Raw genomic sequence first — 21,073 nt, 5'->3', positions numbered from 1 at the left:
ATGCAAAACTGGTTGCCACATCTGTTGCACCTGTCCGATCCGGCATTGCCGGTAGGGGCTTACACCCATTCCAATGGGCTGGAAACCTATGTGCAGCAAGGACTCGTCAAGGATGCTGCGACCGCGGGTACTTACATCCGCAATATGCTGGAATATAATTTTATTTACAACGATGGCTTCTTTGCATGGCAGGGATATATGGCTGCGGCAGCGGACGATGTAGAATTGTTATTATCGCTCGATGAGGAGTGTACCGCATTGAAATCTCCGCTGGAAATGAGGCAGGCCAGCCAGAAACTGGGACTGCGGCTGTTGAAGTTGATGACCCCACTGACTAAACATGCATTCGCAAAGGAATATGCGTCAAAAACAACGGGTCATTACTGTTTAGTATTTGGGGTATATGCTTACCTGCTGGGCATTCCATTGGAAGAAGCTATGACGGCGTTTTATTACAATGCCGCTACCGGTATGGTGACGAATTGTGTAAAACTCGTGCCACTGGGGCAACAACAGGGGCAGGAAATCCTGTATAGTTTATTGCCATTATTATCAGATTGGGTAGCTAAGACGCAAATGATTCCCCGTGAGCTGGCAGGCCGCTGTAGTCCTGCTTTTGATATCAGCTGTATGCAGCATGAAAAATTATATTCAAGGTTATACATGTCGTAAATGGAGAACAGAAAATATATAAAAATAGGGGTGGCTGGCCCGGTAGGCGCTGGCAAAACTGCTTTGATAGAACGCTTATCCCGTCAGCTGCATGAGACATATAGCCTGGCGGTGATCACCAATGATATTTACACAAAAGAGGATGCGGAATTCCTCATGAAAAATAGCCTGTTGCCAGCCGAACGTATTATCGGTGTGGAGACAGGTGGTTGTCCACATACCGCTATCCGTGAGGATGCCAGTATGAACCTGGAAGCAGTAGAAGAAATGGTAACACGCATTCCGGATGTGGAAATCATCTTCATTGAAAGTGGTGGAGATAACCTGTCAGCTACTTTTAGTCCTGATCTGGCAGATGTGACCATTTTTGTGATCGATGTGGCAGAAGGTGATAAGATACCCCGCAAGGGAGGCCCCGGTATCACCCGTTCCGATCTGCTGGTGATCAACAAAATTGATCTGGCGCCTTATGTCAATGCAAGTCTTGAGGTAATGGAAAGAGATGCCCGGAAGATGCGGGATGAGCGGCCCTTTATTTTTACAAACCTGATGTCGCTACAGGGATTGGATCAGGTGATAGACTGGATTAAGAAATACGCGCTACTGGAAGCATAATGTATAGTGAGTTACAAATAAATACTGCCGTAAGGGATAGCAAAACTTATTTGCAACACTGCTATTTCACCCGCCCGTTCAAGGTGGCTGATATCAGTGGGCAGCATGCAGCAGATCTACATTTAACATTGATGAGTGCATCGCCCGGTATATTGGATGGTGATGAATATGATATGAAGGTGCATGTAGCGCCGGGTACCAGTTTACATTTGTACACCCAATCTTATCAGCGAATATTCCAGATGAAATCGGGTGCAAAGCAGGTGTTTTCGGTTCATGTAGGAGCAGGCAGTAGTTTTTATTACCTGCCGCATCCCAGTGTGCCACATGAAAATGCGGTGTTTACTGCTGTGAATAAAATCCGGTTAGAGAAGGATAGCCGGCTGTTGTGGGGAGAGATCATCACATGTGGGCGTAAGCTGAGTGGGGAGATCTTTCGCTGCCGGCATTTTCAGAGTACCACAGAAGTACGTTGTGAAGGAAAGCTTGTGTTTAAGGATGTGACTTTATTGGAACCGGCACAGATCCCGGCAGCAGAGATGGGGCAGTGGGAAGGATATACTCACCAGGCATCTTTGTATTGGCAGGATAGTACTGTCGATATGGTGGAAATGGCAGGAGAGATATATGACCTTTTGTCCGCCGAGGCAGGCATTCGGGGTGGTGTGTCCAGAACAGCTGCCGGCGCACTGTTAGTGCGGGTTTTAGGGCAGGGGGGCGAACAGCTCTACCTGCTATTTAAAAAGATAGCATTGCTGGCAGGTGCTGAAAGAAGACTTTAATATGATCATGGTATGAATATGGAGCTACAGTTGCTCATTACCACGGCATTGACAATCAGTACCCTGCACACGGTGACGGGACCGGATCATTATATTCCTTTCATAGCCCTGAGCAGGGTGAGGAACTGGTCAATAGGCAAAACGGTGGTATGGACGCTGCTTTGCGGCGTGGCGCATGTGGGTAGTTCTGTGTTGTTGGGATTGCTGGGAATCGCGTTGGGCTGGTCATTGTCAAAGATCAGTGGGTTGGAAAATCTGCGGGGAGGTATAGCCGGTTGGGCGCTACTCACCTTTGGATTGTTGTACACAATATGGGGATTGAAACGTGCCTGGCAAAACAGGGTGCACAAGCATTTTGATGTATACGACAACGGAGACATATATGTATATGAGCATAAACACGAGCAAATCGTGTATCCGCAAGAGCGGAGAAAGGTGACACCATGGATTATGCTTATTATCTTTGGTCTCGGTCCCTGTGAACCACTGATACCTTTATTGACATATCCTGCTGCGCAACATTCTACTTACGCCATGGTATTGCTCATCGTGGTATTTACGCTTTTTACATTACTGACCATGGTGGCGATGGTGCTGTTAGGCTATTATGGCTTTTCGCTGCTGACTACCAGTCGATTGGAGCGATATGTGCATGCATTGGGAGGGTTCACTATTTTTATTTGCGGGTTAGGTATGGTGTGGTTGGGTTGGTAACGAAAAGATTTACTGGTACATATCATCGAGGTAATTGAATGTTTTCCCGATGCGCATATCGAATATGTACGATTCCTAATTGATAATTCGTAATTTTACTTCATCTTTTGGCTTTTACACGATAATTTATGGCACAAAGCGTATTCGATTTTGGCATGATTGGTCTTGGCGTAATGGGAAGAAACCTGTTGCTCAACATGGCTGATCATGGCTTTTCCGTTATTGGTTTCGACAAGGATACAACCAAGACCGGAGCACTGGAATCGGCTGCTACAGCTGGCACTACCGTGAAGGGAGTGGCTGAACTGGCAACCATGGTACAATTGCTGGAGCGTCCGCGCAAACTGATGATGCTGGTTCCCGCTGGGAAACCGGTTGATGATGTGATCGAATCACTGATCCCGCTGTTAGAGCAGGGCGATGTAGTGATCGATGGCGGTAACTCTCATTATACTGATACCCTGCGCAGGGTGAAATATCTGCGTGAGAAGGGTATTCATTTTATGGGCATCGGCGTATCCGGTGGTGAAAAGGGAGCCCGCACGGGTCCCAGCATCATGCCGGGTGGCGACAAGGAAGCTTATGAAAAGGTAAGACCTATGCTGGAGGCAGTATCTGCCAAGGTAAATGGCACTCCTTGCGTAGCTTACCTGGGTAAGGAAGGTGCCGGCCATTATGTGAAAATGGTACATAATGGTATTGAATATTCCATCATGCAGCTGATCAGCGAAACTTATGCCTTGCTGAAGAAGGAAGGTCTGAGCAATGAACAGCTTCATGAAACATTCAAAAAATGGAATGAAGGCGATCTGCAATCATTCCTCATCGAAATCACTGCGGACATCTTCCTGCAAAAGGATGACAAGACCAGTGCACACCTTGTAGACGTGATCTCTGACAAAGCCGGTTCCAAAGGAACAGGTAAGTGGACTTCACAGGATGCGATGGAACTGCCGGTAGCCGTACCAGTGATTGATACAGCAGTAGCTATGCGTACCGTGTCTGGTTACAAAGACGAGCGCGTAGAAGCTGCTAAAATTTATAGCTCTTCCGAGTCAGCACCTGCGCTGAGCGTAGAGCAGATTCACGATGCACTGAGCTTTGGTATTCTCCTGAGCTATGCACAGGGTCTGGCTATGCTGACACAGGCTTCCAAAGAACTGGAAATGGAAATTCCATTGCCGGAAGTAGTGAAAGTATGGAGAGGAGGTTGTATTATCCGTTCTACCCTCCTGGAAGTATTTAACCGCGCATATGAGGCGAATCCGTCATTGCCTAACATCTTATTGAGTGAAGAGATTGCAGCTATCGTGAAGCAGGTAGTTGGTAACACCCGTGCAGTAGTAGCAAGTGCTGCACAGGCGGGAGTAGCAGCAGCAGGTATTATGTCTGCACTGTCTTACTTCGATGCATATCGTACAGAGCGCATGCCTACCAACCTGGTACAGGCACAGCGTGACTACTTTGGTGCACATACCTATCAGCGAATAGACCAACCCGGTACTTTCCATACCGTGTGGGGAGAATAAATAGATGCGGCCTGACGGAGATTGCGCACAACTGCGTCAGGCTGCACTGCTTAAAACAATAATTTTATGCAAAACCACAAACGCCCTGCGGCCTCCATCCTCTTTATTTTTGGAGGTAGCGGCGATCTGAATTACAGAAAACTTTCGCCGGCTTTATATAACCTTTTTCTGGACGATTATATGCCGGAAAAATTCGCCATCGCAGGTATCGGACGTAGCCAGTACACCAACGAAGATTATCGTACCCACCTCCTGGACGGGATCAACAAATTTTCCCGTCGTAAAGATGAGCAGAATGGTCACTGGGATGAGTTCTCAAAAAATGTAACCTACCTGCAGATGGATGCGGACAATCAAGCTGCTTACAGCAAGATCACCGACTATGTGAAGGAGAAGGAAACTGAATGGGGAGAGCATCCAAATGTGATCTTCTACCTGGCAGTAGCACCACAACTAGTGCCTTCAATCGCTCAGAAACTGGGTGCACTGAACCTCTGCACAGATAAGAACTGTACCCGTATCGTTATCGAAAAGCCATTTGGCCATGACCTGCAGAGTGCTCATGACCTGAATGCGCTGCTGGGCCGTCTGTTCTCTGAAGAGCAGATTTACCGTATCGACCACTACCTGGGTAAAGAAACCGTTCAGAACATCCTGGCACTGCGTTTTGCCAATGCCCTTTTCGAACCGGTTTGGAACCGTAACTATATCGATCATGTACAGATCACTGCTTCAGAAACAGTAGGTCTGGAAGATCGTGCACAATACTATGAAAAGTCAGGCGCCCTGCGTGATATGGTGCAGAACCACATCCTGCAGGTACTCTGTATGGTGGCTATGGAAGCACCGGTATCATTCGATGCGAATGAGGTGCGTAATAAAAAGGTTGACGTGCTGAATGCAATGCGTCCTTTTACCAAAGGTGAGGTGCATGAGAATGCAGTACGTGGCCAGTATTCCAATGGCTGGATCAAGGGGAAAGAAGTTCCTGGCTACCGTGATGAAAAAGGCGTAGCAAAGGAATCAGCTACGGAAACATATGCAGCTGTGAAGTTCCATATTGATAACTGGCGCTGGCAGGGCGTACCTTTCTATGTACGTACCGGTAAGCACCTGCATCAGAAAGCAACAAATATCACCCTGCAGTTCCGTCCGGCTCCTCACTTTGCATTCCCATCAGAATCTGCTGAGACCTGGAGACCTAACCGACTGACTATCAGTATTACACCTGAAATGGATATCCGTATCCGCTTCCAGGCTAAACGCCCGGGTCAGGCCATGACACTGGAACCAGTAGACATGGTATTCAACTTCGATCACCAGTACGGTGATGACCATGCTCCGGAAGCATACGAAACACTGCTGCTGGATGTGATGGAAGGAGATGCTACCCTGTTTATGCGTGCAGACCAGGTAGAAGCTGCCTGGAAACTGATCATGCCAATACTGGAAACATGGGAATCCCGCACACCGGTAGACTTCCCTAACTATGCGCCTGATTCATGGGGGCCGGAAGATGCTGATGCAATGATCGCCAGAGATGGACATGCGTGGATCAATCTGCCTAAATAATATTTGACATGGAATTACATATAGCCAAGAATACCCAGGAACTAAGCGAGAACCTGGCTGCATGGATCAGCAACTATATACAGGAAGTATTACAGGATCAGGACATTTTTACCTTTGTACTATCCGGTGGCAGTACGCCTAAGTCGCTGTACCACTTACTGGCTAAGGAGCCTTACAGCAAGATGATTCCATGGGAAAGAATTCATTTCTTCTGGGGAGATGAGAGAGCTGTGCCGTTTGAAGATGACCGTAACAATGCCCGCATGGCATTTGAAAGTCTGCTGGAAGTAGTGAATGTGCCTAAGGAAAATATTCATGTAATGCGCACCGACATCAAGCCGGAAGAATCAGCAGCAGCATATGAAGAAATTCTGCTGGAATATTTCAAGGATTCAGACACGACCTTCGATCTTGTACTGCTAGGTATGGGGGATGATGGACATACCCTGTCCCTCTTCCCGGGTTTACCAATCGTGAACGAGAAAAAGGCGTGGGTAAGCGCTTTCTGGCTCCAGGCACAGGATATGTACCGCATTACGCTGACAGCACCGGTGGTGAACCAGTCAGCATGCGTAGTATTTATGGCGACCGGCGGTGGTAAGGCCCTGACTTTGAAAAATGTGATTGAAGGTACTTTTGATGCAGAGAAATTCCCTTCTCAGTTAATCAGACCGCAGGATGGTGAGTTACATTGGTTTGTGGATGAGGCTGCGGCAAGTGCCCTGGAAATGTAAAATGAGCTCTTTTTTAAATAGAAAGCCGGTTGCGAAAGTGACCGGCTTTTTTTATTTTGTTGAGTATGAAACCATCACTTATTTACCTGTTTGCGTTATTGTTCGGCGCTTCCACCGTTATAGGACAAAAGAAATATACCGCCGACTGGGCTTCGCTGGAAACCCGTGGTATTCCGGCCTGGTTCAATCAGTCTAAATTCGGCATCTTCATACACTGGGGCGTATATGCAGTACCCTCTTATGCACCTGTAGGCCCGGGTGGTTACTCAGAATGGTACTGGTATCAGCTGGATGGCCGTACTGATGGTCCGCACGATGCCACCCGCGCATTCCACGATAAGAACTATGGCAAGGATGTACCATATCAGGATTTAGAAAAACAGTTTACTGCTGCATTGTTTAATCCTGATCAATGGGCGGATATCTTTCGTCGCTCAGGTGCAAAATACGTGGTGCTTACTTCCAAGCACCACGAAGGTTATGCGATGTGGGATAATAAACAGGCGAGTGAAAGCTACGGCCGTACATGGAATGCAAAAGATGGTACGCCAAAGAGAGATCTGCTGGGCGACCTTACGAATTCAGTGCGCAAGGCAGGTCTGAAAATGGGGTACTATTATTCCCTTTACGAATGGTTCAATCCAATCTGGAAAAAAGATAAACAACAATATATCAATCAGGTGATGATTCCCGAGTTCAAAGACCTGGTCACAAAGTATCAACCTTCTGTGATCTTCTCTGATGGCGAATGGGAACTGTCTGATACTGCATGGCACAGTACATCATTGCTGGCATGGTTGTTCAACGAATCGCCTGTGAAAGATGAAGTAGTGATTGATGATCGCTGGGGCAGTAATACACGTGGTAAACACAATGGTGCGACTTACCTTACATCTGAATATGGTAGTGGTATGCAACCGGGCGTGATATGGGAAGAAAATCAGGGCATTGGTCAGTCTTATGGTTATAACCGCATGGAGAATGTGGATGATTACAAGAAGAGTGCAGATCTCACATTGATGCTGGTAGATATCGTATCAAGAGGTGGTAACCTGCTGCTGGATATCGGACCCACTGCTGATGGCCGTATTCCGGTGATTATGCAGCAAAGATTGATTGATATTGGTGCGTGGCTGGATGTGAATGGAGAAGCGATTTTTGATACTAAAGCATGGAAAGAAACAAGACAGTGGAGTGAAGGAAAAATACCTGAGCTGAAGGAGTCAAATTTCATGTCGGATTATAGTATTTCAAACCTGATAAAACCGGCCAGGGATCGTGCGCATGTAGAGCTATTCTTTACACAGAAAGAGAACGTATTGTATACGATTGTACCGGGATATGTACCGCAGGTGAAGATCAAAGATTATATGCCGTCCAGGAAGGTGGGTGTGAGTATACTGGGATGTAAAAAGAAGATCAGTGGAAAGCAGGTAGGGAAGGACTTTGTAATTGATTTATCAGGATTAACACCTGGTGATTTACCGACACTGTTATTTACCATTCGCATAAAATAAAATAGACCAAAACGCTTCTGCTTTTGGCAGAAGCGTTTTGGTTTTGATAATTTACCAGTTATCGATACTTATTTTCTCTATCGTTTCAGCATTCAATAAAGCCCCTACTTCTGTACTTGGATAGATCTCTTCGAAGGTCTTTACCTGGTTCATAAACACCCTTCTTGAAAGGTGACTTCTGGTAATATGATGTGGTGTTTCCAATCCTGCTGCAGCAGCCAGTTCAATGGCACTTTCAATAGTATCCTGATGATAATTAGCTACTCTGTGCTTTTTATCATCAACAACCAGACCCGCCTGCAACCATTTATCCTGTGTCGCTACACCTGTAGGACAACGGTTTGTATTACAAATTAAGGCTTGTATACAACCTATTGCCATCATCATTGCTCTTGCACTGTTGCAGGCATCGGCACCCAATGCCAAAGCGCGGAGGATGTGGAAGCCAGTGAGGATCTTACCGGAGGCAATCACCTTTACTTTATGACGGATATTGTATCCTCTCAGTGTATCGTGTACAAATGCCAGTGCATCCATCAGTGGCATACCAACAGAGTTGCTGAACTCAGGAGGTGCCGCACCGGTACCGCCCTCACCACCATCAACAGTGATAAAGTCAGGATAGCAGCCAGTTTCCAGCATGGCTTTACAGATCGCATGGAATTCAGATTTCTGACCGATACACAGTTTGAAACCAACAGGTTTACCATTTGCCAGATTACGCATTTTGCTGATGAATTCCATCATCTGGCGGGGTGTATTGAAGGCCGTGTGGTAAGGAGGGGAGGCCACTGTGGTATGTGGTTTCACATGACGGATAGCGGCGATTTCAGGGGTGTTCTTTGACGCAGGCAGGATACCGCCGTGGCCTGGTTTGGCACCCTGAGATACCTTTAGTTCGATCATGCGGATTTGTGGCTTCGCACTATTCTGTGCAAATAGGTGTTCGTCGAAATGACCATTTTCATCACGGCAGCCGAAGTAACCGGTGCCTATTTGCCAGATGATATCGCCACCCTGGTTCAGGTGGTGCTCACTGATACCACCTTCGCCGGTGTTATGAGCAAAGTTGCCAATTTTGGCGCCGCCGTTCAACGCTTCGACCGCATTGGCACTCAGGGAACCATAGCTCATAGCAGACACGTTGAGGATGCTGGCAGAATAAGGCTGCCGGCATTCAGTACCACCGATCTGCACACGTGGATCCTTGTTCATAGTGTCGAAGGAACGGGGCTGGATGGAATGGGCCATCCATTCATACCCCTCAGCATATACGTTGAACTGGGTACCAAAGGGTTGTGAGTTCAGTTCACGTTTTGCACGCTGATAGATAGTGGAACGGTCTACCCTGTTGACAGGGCTACCGTCGATATCGCTTTCTACAAAGTACTGGTAGATTTTAGGACGTATATCTTCCATCAGATAACGCATTCTGCCTACAATGGGGTAATTGCGCATAATGGCGTGTTTTTTCTGGAAAATATCAACAAATCCGAGGATAATAAGTGGAACAATCAATATCAGTAACCACAGCACCCAGGGAAAGAAATAAACGCCACAAAATATAAGCGCGAGACTGCCTAGCGTAAAAGCAAAAAATCCTTTCATAAACGAGCTTCCTTTTTAATGAGTAGTTAAAGATAGGAGAAAATGGTAATTCGCCTTATATTAGGGCGATTAATATCAACTGAACATGCATATAAGGAGGTTTTTACTGGTATGCGGTCTCTTTACAGTAGCCGTCACCAAGAGTTGGGCGCAGGCGCCTTTTGACGCTTCGCAATTGAAAGTATCCTGGGAAGTAGGGGAAAATCACTATCAGGGGAAAGCACAGTTTATGTCTGTTTTCACCATTGTCAATACAGGTCATACCGCATTTCCTGCCCAGGGATGGCAGTTATATTTCAACTTTGTAAGATCGGTAAATGAAGGCCCTACCACCGGTGGTGTAAGTGCTGCGCATGTGAACGGAGATTTGTATAAACTAACGCCTACTGCGGACAGTAAAGGGATTGCAGCTGGCGATTCTATTCGTATTGCACTGGTAGCTGATGCATGGGCGGTGAACTATACAGATGCACCAGATGGTTTATACTTCGTATGGGATAAAGAACCAGGCAAAGGATACAGTGTACCAGCATTGAATGTCCGCCCTTCTACACAACCTAAGCAATACCTGCGTTTTCCGGGTGATAAGATTGGTCTGATCACACCACAGGATATCTATGAGCAGAATAAAAATACAGCGGATGTACCCCTTGCTGAATTACCAAAGGTATTTCCTACACCAATTGAAATCACGAATGGTACAGGAGAACAGGTACTGACACCGGCCATGACCATCAGCGCAGATCCTGCATTTGCAAAGGAATCTGCCTATCTCGCAGCTGAACTGAAAACCGTATTTGGTAAGGAACCAGCTGTAACAAACGGCGGCAAAGCAACCATTACTTTATCTTCAGATGCCAGCCTGGCACCTGAAGATTATACACTGACTGTGACCAGCAATGGTGTACAGATTAAAGCGGGTGAAGGTGCCGGTATTTTCTATGGTATTCAATCCCTGAAATCGCTGTTCCCTGCGAATGCTTGGGCCGGTGCACAAAAGAAAATAACCCTCCCTGCAGTGAATGTAAAAGACGGTCCCCGCTTTGGCTACCGTGCATTTATGATCGATGTGTCCCGCAATTTTCATAGCAAAAATGACATCTATCGTCTGCTGGATCTGATGGCAATGTACAAACTGAACGTACTGCATTTTCACCTGACGGACGATGAAGGCTGGAGACTGGAAATCCCTTCCCTGCCTGAGTTGACGACAGTGGGTGCACACCGTGGTCATACACCCGATGAAAAGGATCATTTACAACCTGCATATGGTTCCGGTCCTGATGTGAGCAACGAAGCAGGCAGTGGTTTTTATACCAAACAGGATTTCATCGACATCCTTCATTTTGCCGCTGAGCGTCATATCCGTGTGATTCCTGAAATTGAAACACCGGGGCATGCGCGTGCAGCAATCGTATCAATGAAAGCCCGCTACGAAAAGTTATCAAAAGCTGGTCAACAGGCTGCTGCTGAAGAATATTTATTATCAGATCCGAAAGATGCATCTGTATATCGCTCTGTACAGAACTGGAATGACAATGTGATCAACGTAGCATTGCCGGCAGTATATCACTTCCTGGATAAGGTAGTGGAAGAAGTACAGGGAATGTATAAAGAAGCGGGCGTACCGCTGGAATATGTACACATGGGTGGTGATGAGGTACCAGCTGGGGTATGGGCGGGTTCTCCTGCTGTAAAGGCGCTAATGGAAAAAGATAAGCGTATTCGCGATGTGAATGATCTTTGGTATTACTATTATGGAAAAGTGAATGATCTGTTGAAGAAAAGAGGATTGAAACTGTATGGCTGGGAAGAGATGGGGATGCGTAAAACAACCCTGGATGGTAAGCCTTTCAGCATGCCAAACCCTGGATTTGGGGCTGAAAATCTGATGGTAGATGTATGGAACAATATCATGGGTGGGGGTGCAGAAGATCTGCCTTACCGGTTGGCCAATGCGAATTACAAAGTAGTGCTTTCAGGAGTGAGCAATATGTACTTCGATATGGCTTACATGAAGTCATTTGATGAACCGGGTTTCTACTGGGGTGGTTTTGTAGATGTGGATAAACCCTTCTATTTCATCCCGCTGGATTATTACAAGAACTCTAAAGTAGATGCACTGGGAAATCCGTTGGATCCGGCTATTTTCAAAGACAAACAACGACTGACTGGTTATGGTGCTGATAACATTGCAGGTGTGCAGGGATTGCTGTGGAGTGAGACAGTGAAGAATGTAGCCAGGATGGAGTATATGATCTTGCCTAAGTTGCTGGGATTGGCTGAGAGAGCATGGGCGAAAGATCCGGAATGGGCGCAGGTAAAAGATAGTGCACTAAGTGCAGATCTGTATGCAAAAGCGTGGAGTTCATTTGCAAATACACTGGGTAAGAAAGAGTTGGTGAGATTGAGTTATTATAATGGCGGGTATAATTACCGTATACCTACAGCGGGTGCGCGTGTAGTAGATGGGGTGGTGGTTGCGAATCTGCAATTACCAGGGTTTACGATCAGATATACAACAAATGGCAAGGAGCCGGATGCAAAGAGCAAAGTGTATGCAGGAACCATTAAAGAGAAAGGAACGATCAAATTAAAGGTATTTGATGCCAAAGGTAGGGCCAGCAGATCGGTATCTATTGAAAATAAATAGGCTGGTTGCAGGCCATCGCCGCCAAAAAACGCTTCTGTCACAGGCAGAAGCGTTTTTTGTTTTATCCCCATACTTATAGTAAATTTGTACCATAATACACCCTTACCTAAGCCTACCACAACAAACATCTGCATTTAAAAAAAACCGACTGTCTATGTCAAAAATCATGATAGCTGTAGATCTTAGCAGCTATTCTGCCAGCGTTATTGCTGCTGGTATGGAACTCGCGCGGAGCACCAAGTCTCCTGTAACCATCACTTCTATCCTGGACAAGAACGCAGAAGTAATACCTGTGATCGAAACAGTAAGCCCATCTGCCGATGAGCTGAATGGTCGTCTGCAGGACATTATCGCACATCTTGAAACTTACCGGGAAGCTTACTCTGATGTAACTGTATCCGTTACCGCTACTTTAGGCAATCCAAAAGAAGACATTCTGGAGCAGGCAGCTGAAGAAGGTGCAACTACCCTCGTAATTGGTACACACGGCCGCACCGGTCTGGACCATTTACTGATTGGCAGCACGGCTGAATTTGTCATCCGTCATGCTTCTATTCCTGTATTGGTAGTGCCTTACAGGAAAGAAAAGCATTAAAATTTAATTAAACTGTTCACCATATCCTTATTGCCTTTCAACTTACACGTAGTTTTGTGTGTTAAGTAAGGATCATGCTATACTCAAAATTATACCTGTAATGCCCTTGAAAGACAAGATCAAAATTGGGCCGTTGTTGCGTAAACTGCATTGGAAAGAAATGCTGGCTGTACTTTTTATTTTACTGGCCATCTATTTCTTCAGGCAACAGCGCCATGAATTATATTCTCTGATGCCTGCCATAGAGCGGGCTGACCGCTTCTGGGTGATCGTCGGCATCGTACTCTCTGTGGTATACATTTTACTGCAGGCATGGATGTATCTCTATAGTTTCCGTTCTGTAGGTAGTAAGCTGGACATCGGCAGAGGAATTGAATTGTTTCTGAAGCGTAACCTGCTAAGTATCTTTTTGCCTGCAGGCGGCGTGAGCTCACTGGCTTACCTGCCACAGAGCCTCAGACGCAGCCAGATTAATAAGCAACAGATCCATCAGGCCTCCGGCATCTATGGATTTGTAGGTATTTTCTCCGTTTTCCTTGTGGGAATACCTGTGGTGGGCTATGCAGTACTGCACGATGAATCGATGCTGGAAGCAGTAGGGGGACTGGTGACCATTTGTGCGGTGCTGGCAGGCACTGTCTGGTTAGTGCGTTCTATCCAGACGAGGGGAGCCGCTTACAACCTGCTGGCAAAATATCTGCCTGGTGTGATGCAGCATGTAGACGAGATCTTCGCCTTTGACCTGAACCGCCCCGCATTTATAAAAACAATACTGGTGTCTGCCGGCATAGAGTTGGCAGGCATCGCTCATTTATACCTGAGCATGTTGGCTACAGGGGCGCATCCATCGCTGGAAGCCGCTTGTGTAGGGTACATCGTAGCTACGATCTTCCTGATTGTATCGCCTTTTTTGAGGGGATTGGGCGCCATTGAGCTTTCATTGGCTTACCTGCTCACCAATTATGGATTTACCTCCCTGCAGGCATTGGAAATCACATTATTATACCGCCTTTTCGAGTTCTGGCTGCCTTTGCTGGCAGGGGTGTTTGCTTTTATCCTGAAGGGGCGTCACCTGGTGCTGCGCTTAGTGCCGCCGGTGTTGATCTTTCTGCTGGGGATGGTGAACATTTTTTCGGTATTGACGCCTCCCCTCGCAAATCGTTTGCGGGTGCTGAGAGGCTATATTCCAACAGAGAGTATTCATGCTTCCAACTTATTGGTGGTGTTCCTGGGATTGGTACTGCTGGTCACCGCCACTTTTCTGTTCAGGGGATTGCGTAGTGCCTGGATTGTTGCACTGACGGTATCGGTGTTATCAGCCTTTGGCCATATCAGTAAGGCATTGGACTATGAAGAGGCTTCGCTGGCATTGTTAACGGCGCTTATTTTGCTTATTACTGCCAGGCAATATAGGATCAAGAGCAATCGTCAACTGGTGAATATCGGGGTCGTGACGGCAGTCGCAACGCTACTGGTAGTATTGATCTTTGGCACGATCGGTTTCTATTTCCTGAATGTAAAGCATTTCGGAATTGACTTTACCCTGTTGCATTCATTGCGTGCATCTTTTCATGGCTTCCTGTTACTTGAAGACGATGGGTTAAAACCGGTGACGCGTTTTGGCCGGGAGTTTTTAAGTGCCATCCGGGTATTGGGGGTAGGAGCCTGGGCGTTCCTGTTCTATACCATTATTCGTCCTTATCTGCATAAAGGCAAGCATACGAATGCGGCGATGGAAAAGGCGCAGTATTACCTGAGTCAATATGGTAGTTCCGCGATGGACTACTTTAAAGTGGGGGATGACAAGTTGCTCTTTATATCAGAGAAACACGAGGGTTTTATTGCCTACAGAGTAGCCAGTAGTTTTGCAATCGTACTGGAGGAGCCGGTATGTGCAGAAGATGCAAAATTGCCTTTGCTGCAGGAGTTTGAAGAGCAGTGTAAGAAGATGGGATTGAAGCCTGCATTCTACAGAGTGGATGAACAAAGTATGTATTATTTTGAACACCTGCGGAAAAAGAAGATCCTGATAGGGCAGGAGGGTATTGTGGATGTGACCGCGTTTACATTGAGTGGAAAGGATAAAAAATCCTTGCGTAACGGGTTGAATAGCCTGGCAGCGAAAGGGTATGTAACGGCAATAAAACGTGCGCCATTGAGCCCTGAGTTGGTAAAGGAACTGAAAGAAGTGTCTGACGAGTGGCTGGTGGATTATGATGTAAAAGAGATGACCTTCTCCCAGGGCTTGTTCGATATAGATGCCATCAGGGACCAGGATGTGATCACGGTAACGGATGCGCAGGGACAGGTGGCAGCATTTTTGAATATTATTCCGGACTATGCACCGGGGGAATGTACATATGATCTGATCCGCAAGCGTACGGCTACACCTGGTGGGTGCATGGATGCGTTGATCATCACATTGATACAGGATGCAAAAGATCAGGGTTTACAATACCTGAATCTGGGCCTGGTACCGATGTCTGGAATACAGCAACCGCAGAATACAGCCGAGCAGGTAGTAAAATTTGCGTACGAAAAGATCAAGGCGTTCCGTCATTATCATGGCTTGAGAGAATTCAAGGAAAAGTATGCCACGGACTGGACGAACAAGTACCTGGTATATGAGCATGATTTTGACCTGATACAACTCCCGGCTGCATTGAGCAAAGTAATGAAGGCTTGATTATAAAAACGCTTACAATGGTAAAAGGATTATGGCTGATGGGGGTACTGGGCCTTTTGATGGCTACAGCCCATGCGCAAACGGATATCAGCAAACTGCCTGTAACAGTGAAGGCACCTACAGCTGGCAACCAGCATCCGATAGTATTGTTTTTGTCAGGAGACGGAGGGATGAAGAAGTTTGCCGTGGATATGGTGAATACGCTGAATGCAAGGGGTTTTCCTGTTATTGGGTTGAACTCCCTGAAATACTTTTGGAGTAAGAAGACCCCACAGCAGGCAGGGGCAGATGTGGCAGCCTTATTACAATATTATAGTAAGGAGTGGAACAATCATTCATTTTTGCTGGTAGGTTACTCAATGGGAGCGGATGTATTGCCTTTCATATATCAGCATTTGCCGGGGGCGTTGCAGAACGGGACGTTATCGCTGGTGTTTATGTCACCATCCGCAAGTACGGATATGGTGGTACATATTTCAGATATGCTGGGCAAGAGTTCTACGCCTGGGGCGCTGAATGTACCGGCGGCGATGAATACGATCGTGAATAAGCCGTTATTATTGATTTTCGGGAAAGATGAAAACGACTTTGATCTGCATGCATTGACGATTACAAATTATAAATCCCTTGTATTGCCTGGAGGGCATCATTACAATGATGATGCGACTGGGGTAGTGACGCAGATGGTGTCGCACTGGGGGCCTAAATAAATAGTAACGCTCTTCCTCTCCGGAAGGGCGTTTTTTTTATCTCTAAAACTTTGGCGATCGCCTGTTTTTTAATTAACAACTGGTTAACTGTCCTAATATTTGTTGCTAAAACGTTATACCATTCTATGTATGTAAGCTATTGCAGATCATGCAATTAGTGAGGTTTTTTGCAGCTATTTTTATTCGTTAACATCTTATTAACCAAATTCTCAGTCCGGTAATGTATCATTACAACGTAGTAATGTAATGTAGAAAAAAAGGATTTGTACCACATTTGTCAGCCATGGAAACCTCTTTCGGGTATCTACCCGTGAGAATTTTATCTTAAAGCGTATACACGAACAGCTATAATGGATAAAAACTTACTTCAGGATATTGCAACGGGTTGGTGCATTAAGATGCTGAAACCCTTTGCTGACGAGCCTTTTAATGGTTGGTTTTTGATGAAAACTCCCCAGGTTTCAACCGGGGGAGTTTACTTTTCAAGTAATGAAAGTGATTGGAAAATAAGGCGCAGCTGCAACAAAATAGCAGTAGGATTTTTTAGCTTGCATGCAGGCTATCCTGTATTAAAAATTGATCTTGCACCCTCAAAATATAAGTTTATGAAAAACACGTACTATACTGCCTGCAGGGGCAGGTCCTATATTCCTGTTAACTATGGGGATGAAGCTAAACAAAGTTTTGTAACTGTTAAAACAGCATTAGCCAATTAAGGGATCGATACAAGAGACACAACATTAAAAAGGCTATCCGATAAATCAGCAAGGAAGAATCCATTGCAGACCTGGAACGAGTGACTTTAAAAATTTCTTATTATTCAAGTACATTGTAAACCCCACTATGCCAGCATGCCTAAACGTTATTTTGAAAGACTGCAAACCATTGATTACCTGATAAGGATCAAAGGCACAGGAAAACCCGCTCACCTTGCAAAAAGGTTAAGGATTTCCGAGAGAACTTTATTTGAATTTTTAAAAATGATGAAAGAACTGGGAGCTCCTATAGCATATGACCGCTATAAGGAAAGCTATTATTACTCGGAAAAAGGAGGCTTCAATATTAAATTTGTGAAGAATCTAACTTTAGCACTTGTGACGAACCTTCTCTTTTTTCTGATGTAATCCATTACTACTGTGTAACCCAATTCACACAGCTTATTCAATCTTTTTTTTCTGCTCAATCCTTCGGGATAGGGTCAGGACTTGTTTCCCCATGAATGCGCGTTACTGCGGAGTATGTTATTCCGCAGTTAACGGCGTATTAACTATGTCATTAACTGCACATTAACCTATTTTGGAGAAACTCTTCCTACCTTCCGTGCCTGTTACACAAAAACTATATGGGGTTTGTCTTGCCATTTATCCCGCATAGGCAATTCTATATATGTAGCACCTAAATTTCGCAATTACCTTTTTCTCATAAGACGGTTTAGATTTCATAAGCTTCTGTACGCAGGTTTCTGTTAAGTTACCTGCCAGTTTTTTCCCATCTTAGCTATTATAAAAAAATCGGCCCTCACCAAGGGGTAAGGGCCAGAACATTCACATGTCAACCCGTTACAGCTGTGTCAATGAGTATGATACTGTAACGTTTTAATTTTTTAGTCAGTCATTAATGTTTGAACGATATATCAAATTTAGAGATAATGTTTTGATCTGGTGGTTAACCGATTGTTAAGGCACCCTCATTTTTATAATCCATAATTTTTTTACACTTAATATTGTGATACAGAACAGAGAACAAGCTCTTTTCTTTTCCTTTCATATTGTTTTACTATTTGGGAGCCTGCGGTTTTATGAGTAAATTGGTACGATTCCACGACTCCCTGACTATGTCCCTAATCAATGCAGGCTTACGTTTGAATAATTTTTTCTTTTTAGGTATTCTATAATATACAAACAATTGTTTATTAGTATTTATTGAAAAATCATATACTTATCGGATTGACTACTGTGGGTATTTGTTTCAAATTTGTTTCGGTATGGGAAACCGTGTATATATTCCATTACAGCCATACTAGTATACCAATTTATCAACACTTGCAGTACCGGAATTAAAGGTTTCGCAACATATACAAACCCAAAAAAAACAATATGAAAAATGTGCGGCGCAACAGCACTGGGAAGGCCAGTGGGGAGGATGCTTTAGGGGCGGAAGGCGGAGAACATGGGGATTCAAAACACCTGGTACAGCAACTGGCAAAAGATATCAGTAATGTCGTATTCATGGATAGTGACATTCCCGGACTAACTGCTATCGAAGCCGCCAATATTCTGAAAGCAGCTTATCCCGACATCAACGTACTATTATTTTCTGTGCGAAATAAGGAAACAGCTATTACCACCATTACCAGCAAGTATGATCCTGTACCACCACCAGCTTCTCTGAGTGCTACGTTTGCGCAACTTTACGAAGCGGCCATCCATAGTAATACGGCAACTATTCAGAAAGTACTTACTTTCTTCAACCGTAAACCGGAAGAAGAACCCATGCAGTATGGCCTTTCTCATCGTGAATTGCAGGTACTTGATTGTCTGGTAAGTGGAGATACCTACAAAAAAATAGCCGAGCACTGTCATATTAGTGTCGGCACTGTACGCTCACATATTATGAACATCTATCGCAAACTGGATGTAAATTCCCGTTCGTCTGCTATTGTCAAAGCTATGCAGGAAAGACTGGTAGGCTAGCTTACGCTTGTCCCACTATTCCCAGAACCCCGCCGCTTTTACCTGTTTCCAACCCAATTGTTTGAGCAATTTTCTTGTTTGAACCACCATCGGAATATAGCCAGCTACATAAAATGTAGTATCATTTGAAGGCAGTTGCAGTTGGTCCAGCCAATTGATAATATCCTTTTCCTGTCCGTCAGAGAACCGTACCGGCATGCCCATTATTGCTGCGGGTAGGGGATCTTCGTCTATTGCCACTGTATGGAAGCCCTGCTCCGGGTTCCGGTGGTGATACAGAGACAGGATATGGCCCATGGCGCTGGCATCGCCTATACATACCAGCTTAGAAGCTGCTGTAGGTTGGTGGAATCCGCCTCCGGGGCCTACGTACATGACAGGATCACCAGGAGCCAGCATTCGAAGCCACTCACTGCCCTGGCCTACGTGGCCCGCATCTATGATCAGGGTAGCTATCCGGGTATTTTCGTCGTAGTGTGCTACGGTGTAATCCCTGAACGCAGTACTGCTTACCTGGCACTTCAGGTGCTGACAGCTACGCCAGGCGAGGGGGGCGGGGAGCTGCAATTCCAATTTAAGTAAGCGGTGATCAAGAGCTGTTACCTGGCGCACATGCGCAGTCTTCCCCACCTTTCCCATCAGGAAGGCGGTTGCTTTTTCCTTTAACGACATATATTTTTGTGTTTAGTCTACTATCCCTGTTAGTTCCGGGAAGAGGTCAGTGATCAATGAGATGGCTTTGGGTGAGCGCAGTCGGAGGTGTGTAAAGATTCCGTTCAATTGTAGTACGGGTATCAGATCGATGATTTCCTGTACGGCTGATTCATAGGATGGATAATCAACTGGATTTTCAATTACAGCCAGACTGGCAAGGAAGTCGGAAACAGCCCCACGCTGTAACCGCACATTATTTTCTGTGCTGATAGCATGCATATCATTGTGTATTATATTGCTTGGCTGCATAAAGAGATCATTAATTCGGTACAAAATTATTGATGCTTCACACCTTACCTGTTATACTATTCCGGGTCAGATAGGGATTTATCCCGTACACTTTCCCTGAAGGCGGCAGGTGTATAGCCTGTATGTTGCTTAAAAAAGCGGTTGAAATAAGAGACTTCGTTGAATTGTAAATGCCAGGCTATTTCCTTCACACTTTCTTCTGCATGCAGTAGTAAGCGTTTGGCTTCCAGTATTCTACGTTCTGTAATGAGGGACGATGCGGTCTGTCCCGAGTATTGTCGCACCACTTCATTCAGGTAGTCCACCGAAATGTGGAGCGCCTCGGCATATTGTGCGGGTTTGGTCCATTCCAGGTAATGAGCGGCTACCAGTTCCCGGTAGCGGGTAAGGAGCGATTTATTGGCAGATGGTGCATCGGCAGTATGACGCTGTACCATGAGCAGGAGAATGGAGAGGTAATGCTGCAACAGGGGAATGGCCTGTGCCTTTTTTTCATTGTATTCTCTGTACATCAGGCAGATGATCTGGTTCACTGCTTCCAGCTCATCGGTTGGCAGTGTCACAGGTCCCTGCAGAGTGACCGGGAGTGATAACAGAGGAAGAAAGTCCGCAGTGAATGCAATGCCCCATCCTGTTCCTGTTTGCTCCGGTTGGGCCAGATGTACCTGACCGGGAACGATGAGTCCTATTTGCCCTGCATTCAACGTAACCAGCTCCATATCGATCATATGTGCACTGATACCTTCCATCAATACAAACAGCATGTAGTAATTGTGCCGGTGCACATCTGCCAGGCTGGCCATTTCCCTATTGGTAGTGGTGGACATGATTTTGATGGCAAAAGAAGGCAGATCCGGGAACAATCCATCCAGACTTTGCGACGCTATAAATTGCTTTTTCCGAGGCATATCATAAAGGTAGACGAACGGGGTGGGAGAAAATTGTAGAATTAACAAAAAAGTTATTTAGCCCTATTGTTTATTAATTATATATTGAATAAATTTATATACCCTATGACTTCCAAACTATT

Annotated in this window: 19 protein-coding genes; 15 read left to right on the top strand and 4 right to left on the bottom strand. The window is 45.6% G+C overall.

Annotated elements, in window-relative coordinates:
- From BW716_RS04130 to BW716_RS04095, 8 genes are all read left to right on the top strand, one after another.
- Positions 1-672 carry an urease accessory protein UreF gene (locus tag BW716_RS04130; RefSeq protein WP_083721246.1) on the top strand — a complete coding sequence of 224 codons (672 nt, stop codon included), beginning with the start codon at positions 1-3 and terminating at the stop codon, positions 670-672.
- Positions 673-1,287: an urease accessory protein UreG gene (gene ureG, locus BW716_RS04125; RefSeq protein WP_083721245.1), complete on the top strand. Its 615-nt coding sequence runs from the start codon at positions 673-675 to the stop codon at positions 1,285-1,287.
- Between the two features lie 50 nt (positions 1,288-1,337).
- Positions 1,338-2,069, top strand: a complete 732-nt coding sequence (locus tag BW716_RS04120) for an urease accessory protein UreD (protein WP_179090984.1) — start codon at positions 1,338-1,340, stop codon at positions 2,067-2,069.
- A gap of 12 nt (positions 2,070-2,081) precedes the next feature.
- A complete protein-coding gene (locus tag BW716_RS04115) occupies positions 2,082-2,783 on the top strand; it encodes a sulfite exporter TauE/SafE family protein (protein WP_083721243.1) in 702 nt (233 codons plus the stop codon).
- A 128-nt stretch (positions 2,784-2,911) separates the two neighbouring features.
- Entirely contained in the window at positions 2,912-4,312 is a 1,401-nt protein-coding gene (gndA, locus tag BW716_RS04110; RefSeq protein ID WP_083721242.1) for an NADP-dependent phosphogluconate dehydrogenase, read from the top strand.
- A 66-nt stretch (positions 4,313-4,378) separates the two neighbouring features.
- Positions 4,379-5,884: a glucose-6-phosphate dehydrogenase gene (gene zwf / locus BW716_RS04105; RefSeq protein WP_083721240.1), complete on the top strand. Its 1,506-nt coding sequence runs from the start codon at positions 4,379-4,381 to the stop codon at positions 5,882-5,884.
- Between the two features lie 8 nt (positions 5,885-5,892).
- Positions 5,893-6,618 (top strand): 6-phosphogluconolactonase, encoded by a 726-nt coding sequence (gene pgl, locus BW716_RS04100; RefSeq protein WP_083721238.1) that lies wholly within the window; start codon positions 5,893-5,895, stop codon positions 6,616-6,618.
- 65 nt (positions 6,619-6,683) lie between these two features.
- Positions 6,684-8,135 (top strand): alpha-L-fucosidase, encoded by a 1,452-nt coding sequence (locus tag BW716_RS04095; protein WP_083721236.1) that lies wholly within the window; start codon positions 6,684-6,686, stop codon positions 8,133-8,135.
- A 51-nt stretch (positions 8,136-8,186) separates the two neighbouring features.
- On the opposite strand, the gene BW716_RS04090 is transcribed toward BW716_RS04095, so the two are convergent.
- Complete coding sequence (locus BW716_RS04090) at positions 8,187-9,593, bottom strand: FMN-binding glutamate synthase family protein (RefSeq protein WP_235643459.1); 1,407 nt, start codon at positions 9,591-9,593, stop codon at positions 8,187-8,189.
- 235 nt (positions 9,594-9,828) lie between these two features.
- Between BW716_RS04090 and BW716_RS04085 the strand changes: the two genes are divergently transcribed.
- The 7 genes from BW716_RS04085 to BW716_RS04055 all read left to right on the top strand — a co-directional run bounded on the left by BW716_RS04085 (position 9,829) and on the right by BW716_RS04055 (position 19,080).
- Positions 9,829-12,396 carry a family 20 glycosylhydrolase gene (locus BW716_RS04085; protein WP_083721231.1) on the top strand — a complete coding sequence of 856 codons (2,568 nt, stop codon included), beginning with the start codon at positions 9,829-9,831 and terminating at the stop codon, positions 12,394-12,396.
- A gap of 154 nt (positions 12,397-12,550) precedes the next feature.
- Positions 12,551-12,991 carry a universal stress protein gene (locus BW716_RS04080; RefSeq protein ID WP_083721229.1) on the top strand — a complete coding sequence of 147 codons (441 nt, stop codon included), beginning with the start codon at positions 12,551-12,553 and terminating at the stop codon, positions 12,989-12,991.
- A gap of 100 nt (positions 12,992-13,091) precedes the next feature.
- Positions 13,092-15,677, top strand: a complete 2,586-nt coding sequence (locus BW716_RS04075) for a phosphatidylglycerol lysyltransferase domain-containing protein (RefSeq protein ID WP_083721226.1) — start codon at positions 13,092-13,094, stop codon at positions 15,675-15,677.
- Positions 15,678-15,694: 17 nt separating this feature from the next.
- On the top strand, positions 15,695-16,387 hold the full coding sequence (locus BW716_RS04070; protein WP_083721224.1) for an AcvB/VirJ family lysyl-phosphatidylglycerol hydrolase: 693 nt from the start codon (positions 15,695-15,697) through the stop codon (positions 16,385-16,387).
- A 350-nt stretch (positions 16,388-16,737) separates the two neighbouring features.
- Positions 16,738-17,103 (top strand): hypothetical protein, encoded by a 366-nt coding sequence (locus BW716_RS04065; RefSeq protein WP_083721222.1) that lies wholly within the window; start codon positions 16,738-16,740, stop codon positions 17,101-17,103.
- A 135-nt stretch (positions 17,104-17,238) separates the two neighbouring features.
- The gene (locus BW716_RS04060; protein WP_083721219.1) at positions 17,239-17,511 is read left to right on the top strand and encodes a hypothetical protein; all 273 of its coding nucleotides are present in this window, start codon (positions 17,239-17,241) and stop codon (positions 17,509-17,511) included.
- A 972-nt stretch (positions 17,512-18,483) separates the two neighbouring features.
- Entirely contained in the window at positions 18,484-19,080 is a 597-nt protein-coding gene (locus tag BW716_RS04055) for a response regulator transcription factor (protein WP_083721217.1), read from the top strand.
- 15 nt (positions 19,081-19,095) lie between these two features.
- On the opposite strand, the gene BW716_RS04050 is transcribed toward BW716_RS04055, so the two are convergent.
- Genes BW716_RS04050 through BW716_RS04040 form a run of 3 tightly spaced genes read right to left on the bottom strand, consistent with a single transcriptional unit; the run spans position 19,096 to position 20,951 of the window.
- Positions 19,096-19,752: a siderophore-interacting protein gene (locus BW716_RS04050; protein WP_083721215.1), complete on the bottom strand. Its 657-nt coding sequence runs from the start codon at positions 19,750-19,752 to the stop codon at positions 19,096-19,098.
- 12 nt (positions 19,753-19,764) lie between these two features.
- On the bottom strand, positions 19,765-20,043 hold the full coding sequence (locus BW716_RS04045; RefSeq protein ID WP_083721213.1) for a hypothetical protein: 279 nt from the start codon (positions 20,041-20,043) through the stop codon (positions 19,765-19,767).
- Positions 20,044-20,099: 56 nt separating this feature from the next.
- Entirely contained in the window at positions 20,100-20,951 is an 852-nt protein-coding gene (locus BW716_RS04040; RefSeq protein ID WP_083721211.1) for an AraC family transcriptional regulator, read from the bottom strand.
- Positions 20,952-21,073 lie beyond the last annotated feature (122 nt).

The sequence above is a fragment of the [Flexibacter] sp. ATCC 35208 genome, from assembly GCF_001975825.1.
Lineage (GTDB): Bacteria > Bacteroidota > Bacteroidia > Chitinophagales > Chitinophagaceae > Chitinophaga.
This window is presented reverse-complemented; position numbering and strand designations above follow the sequence as displayed.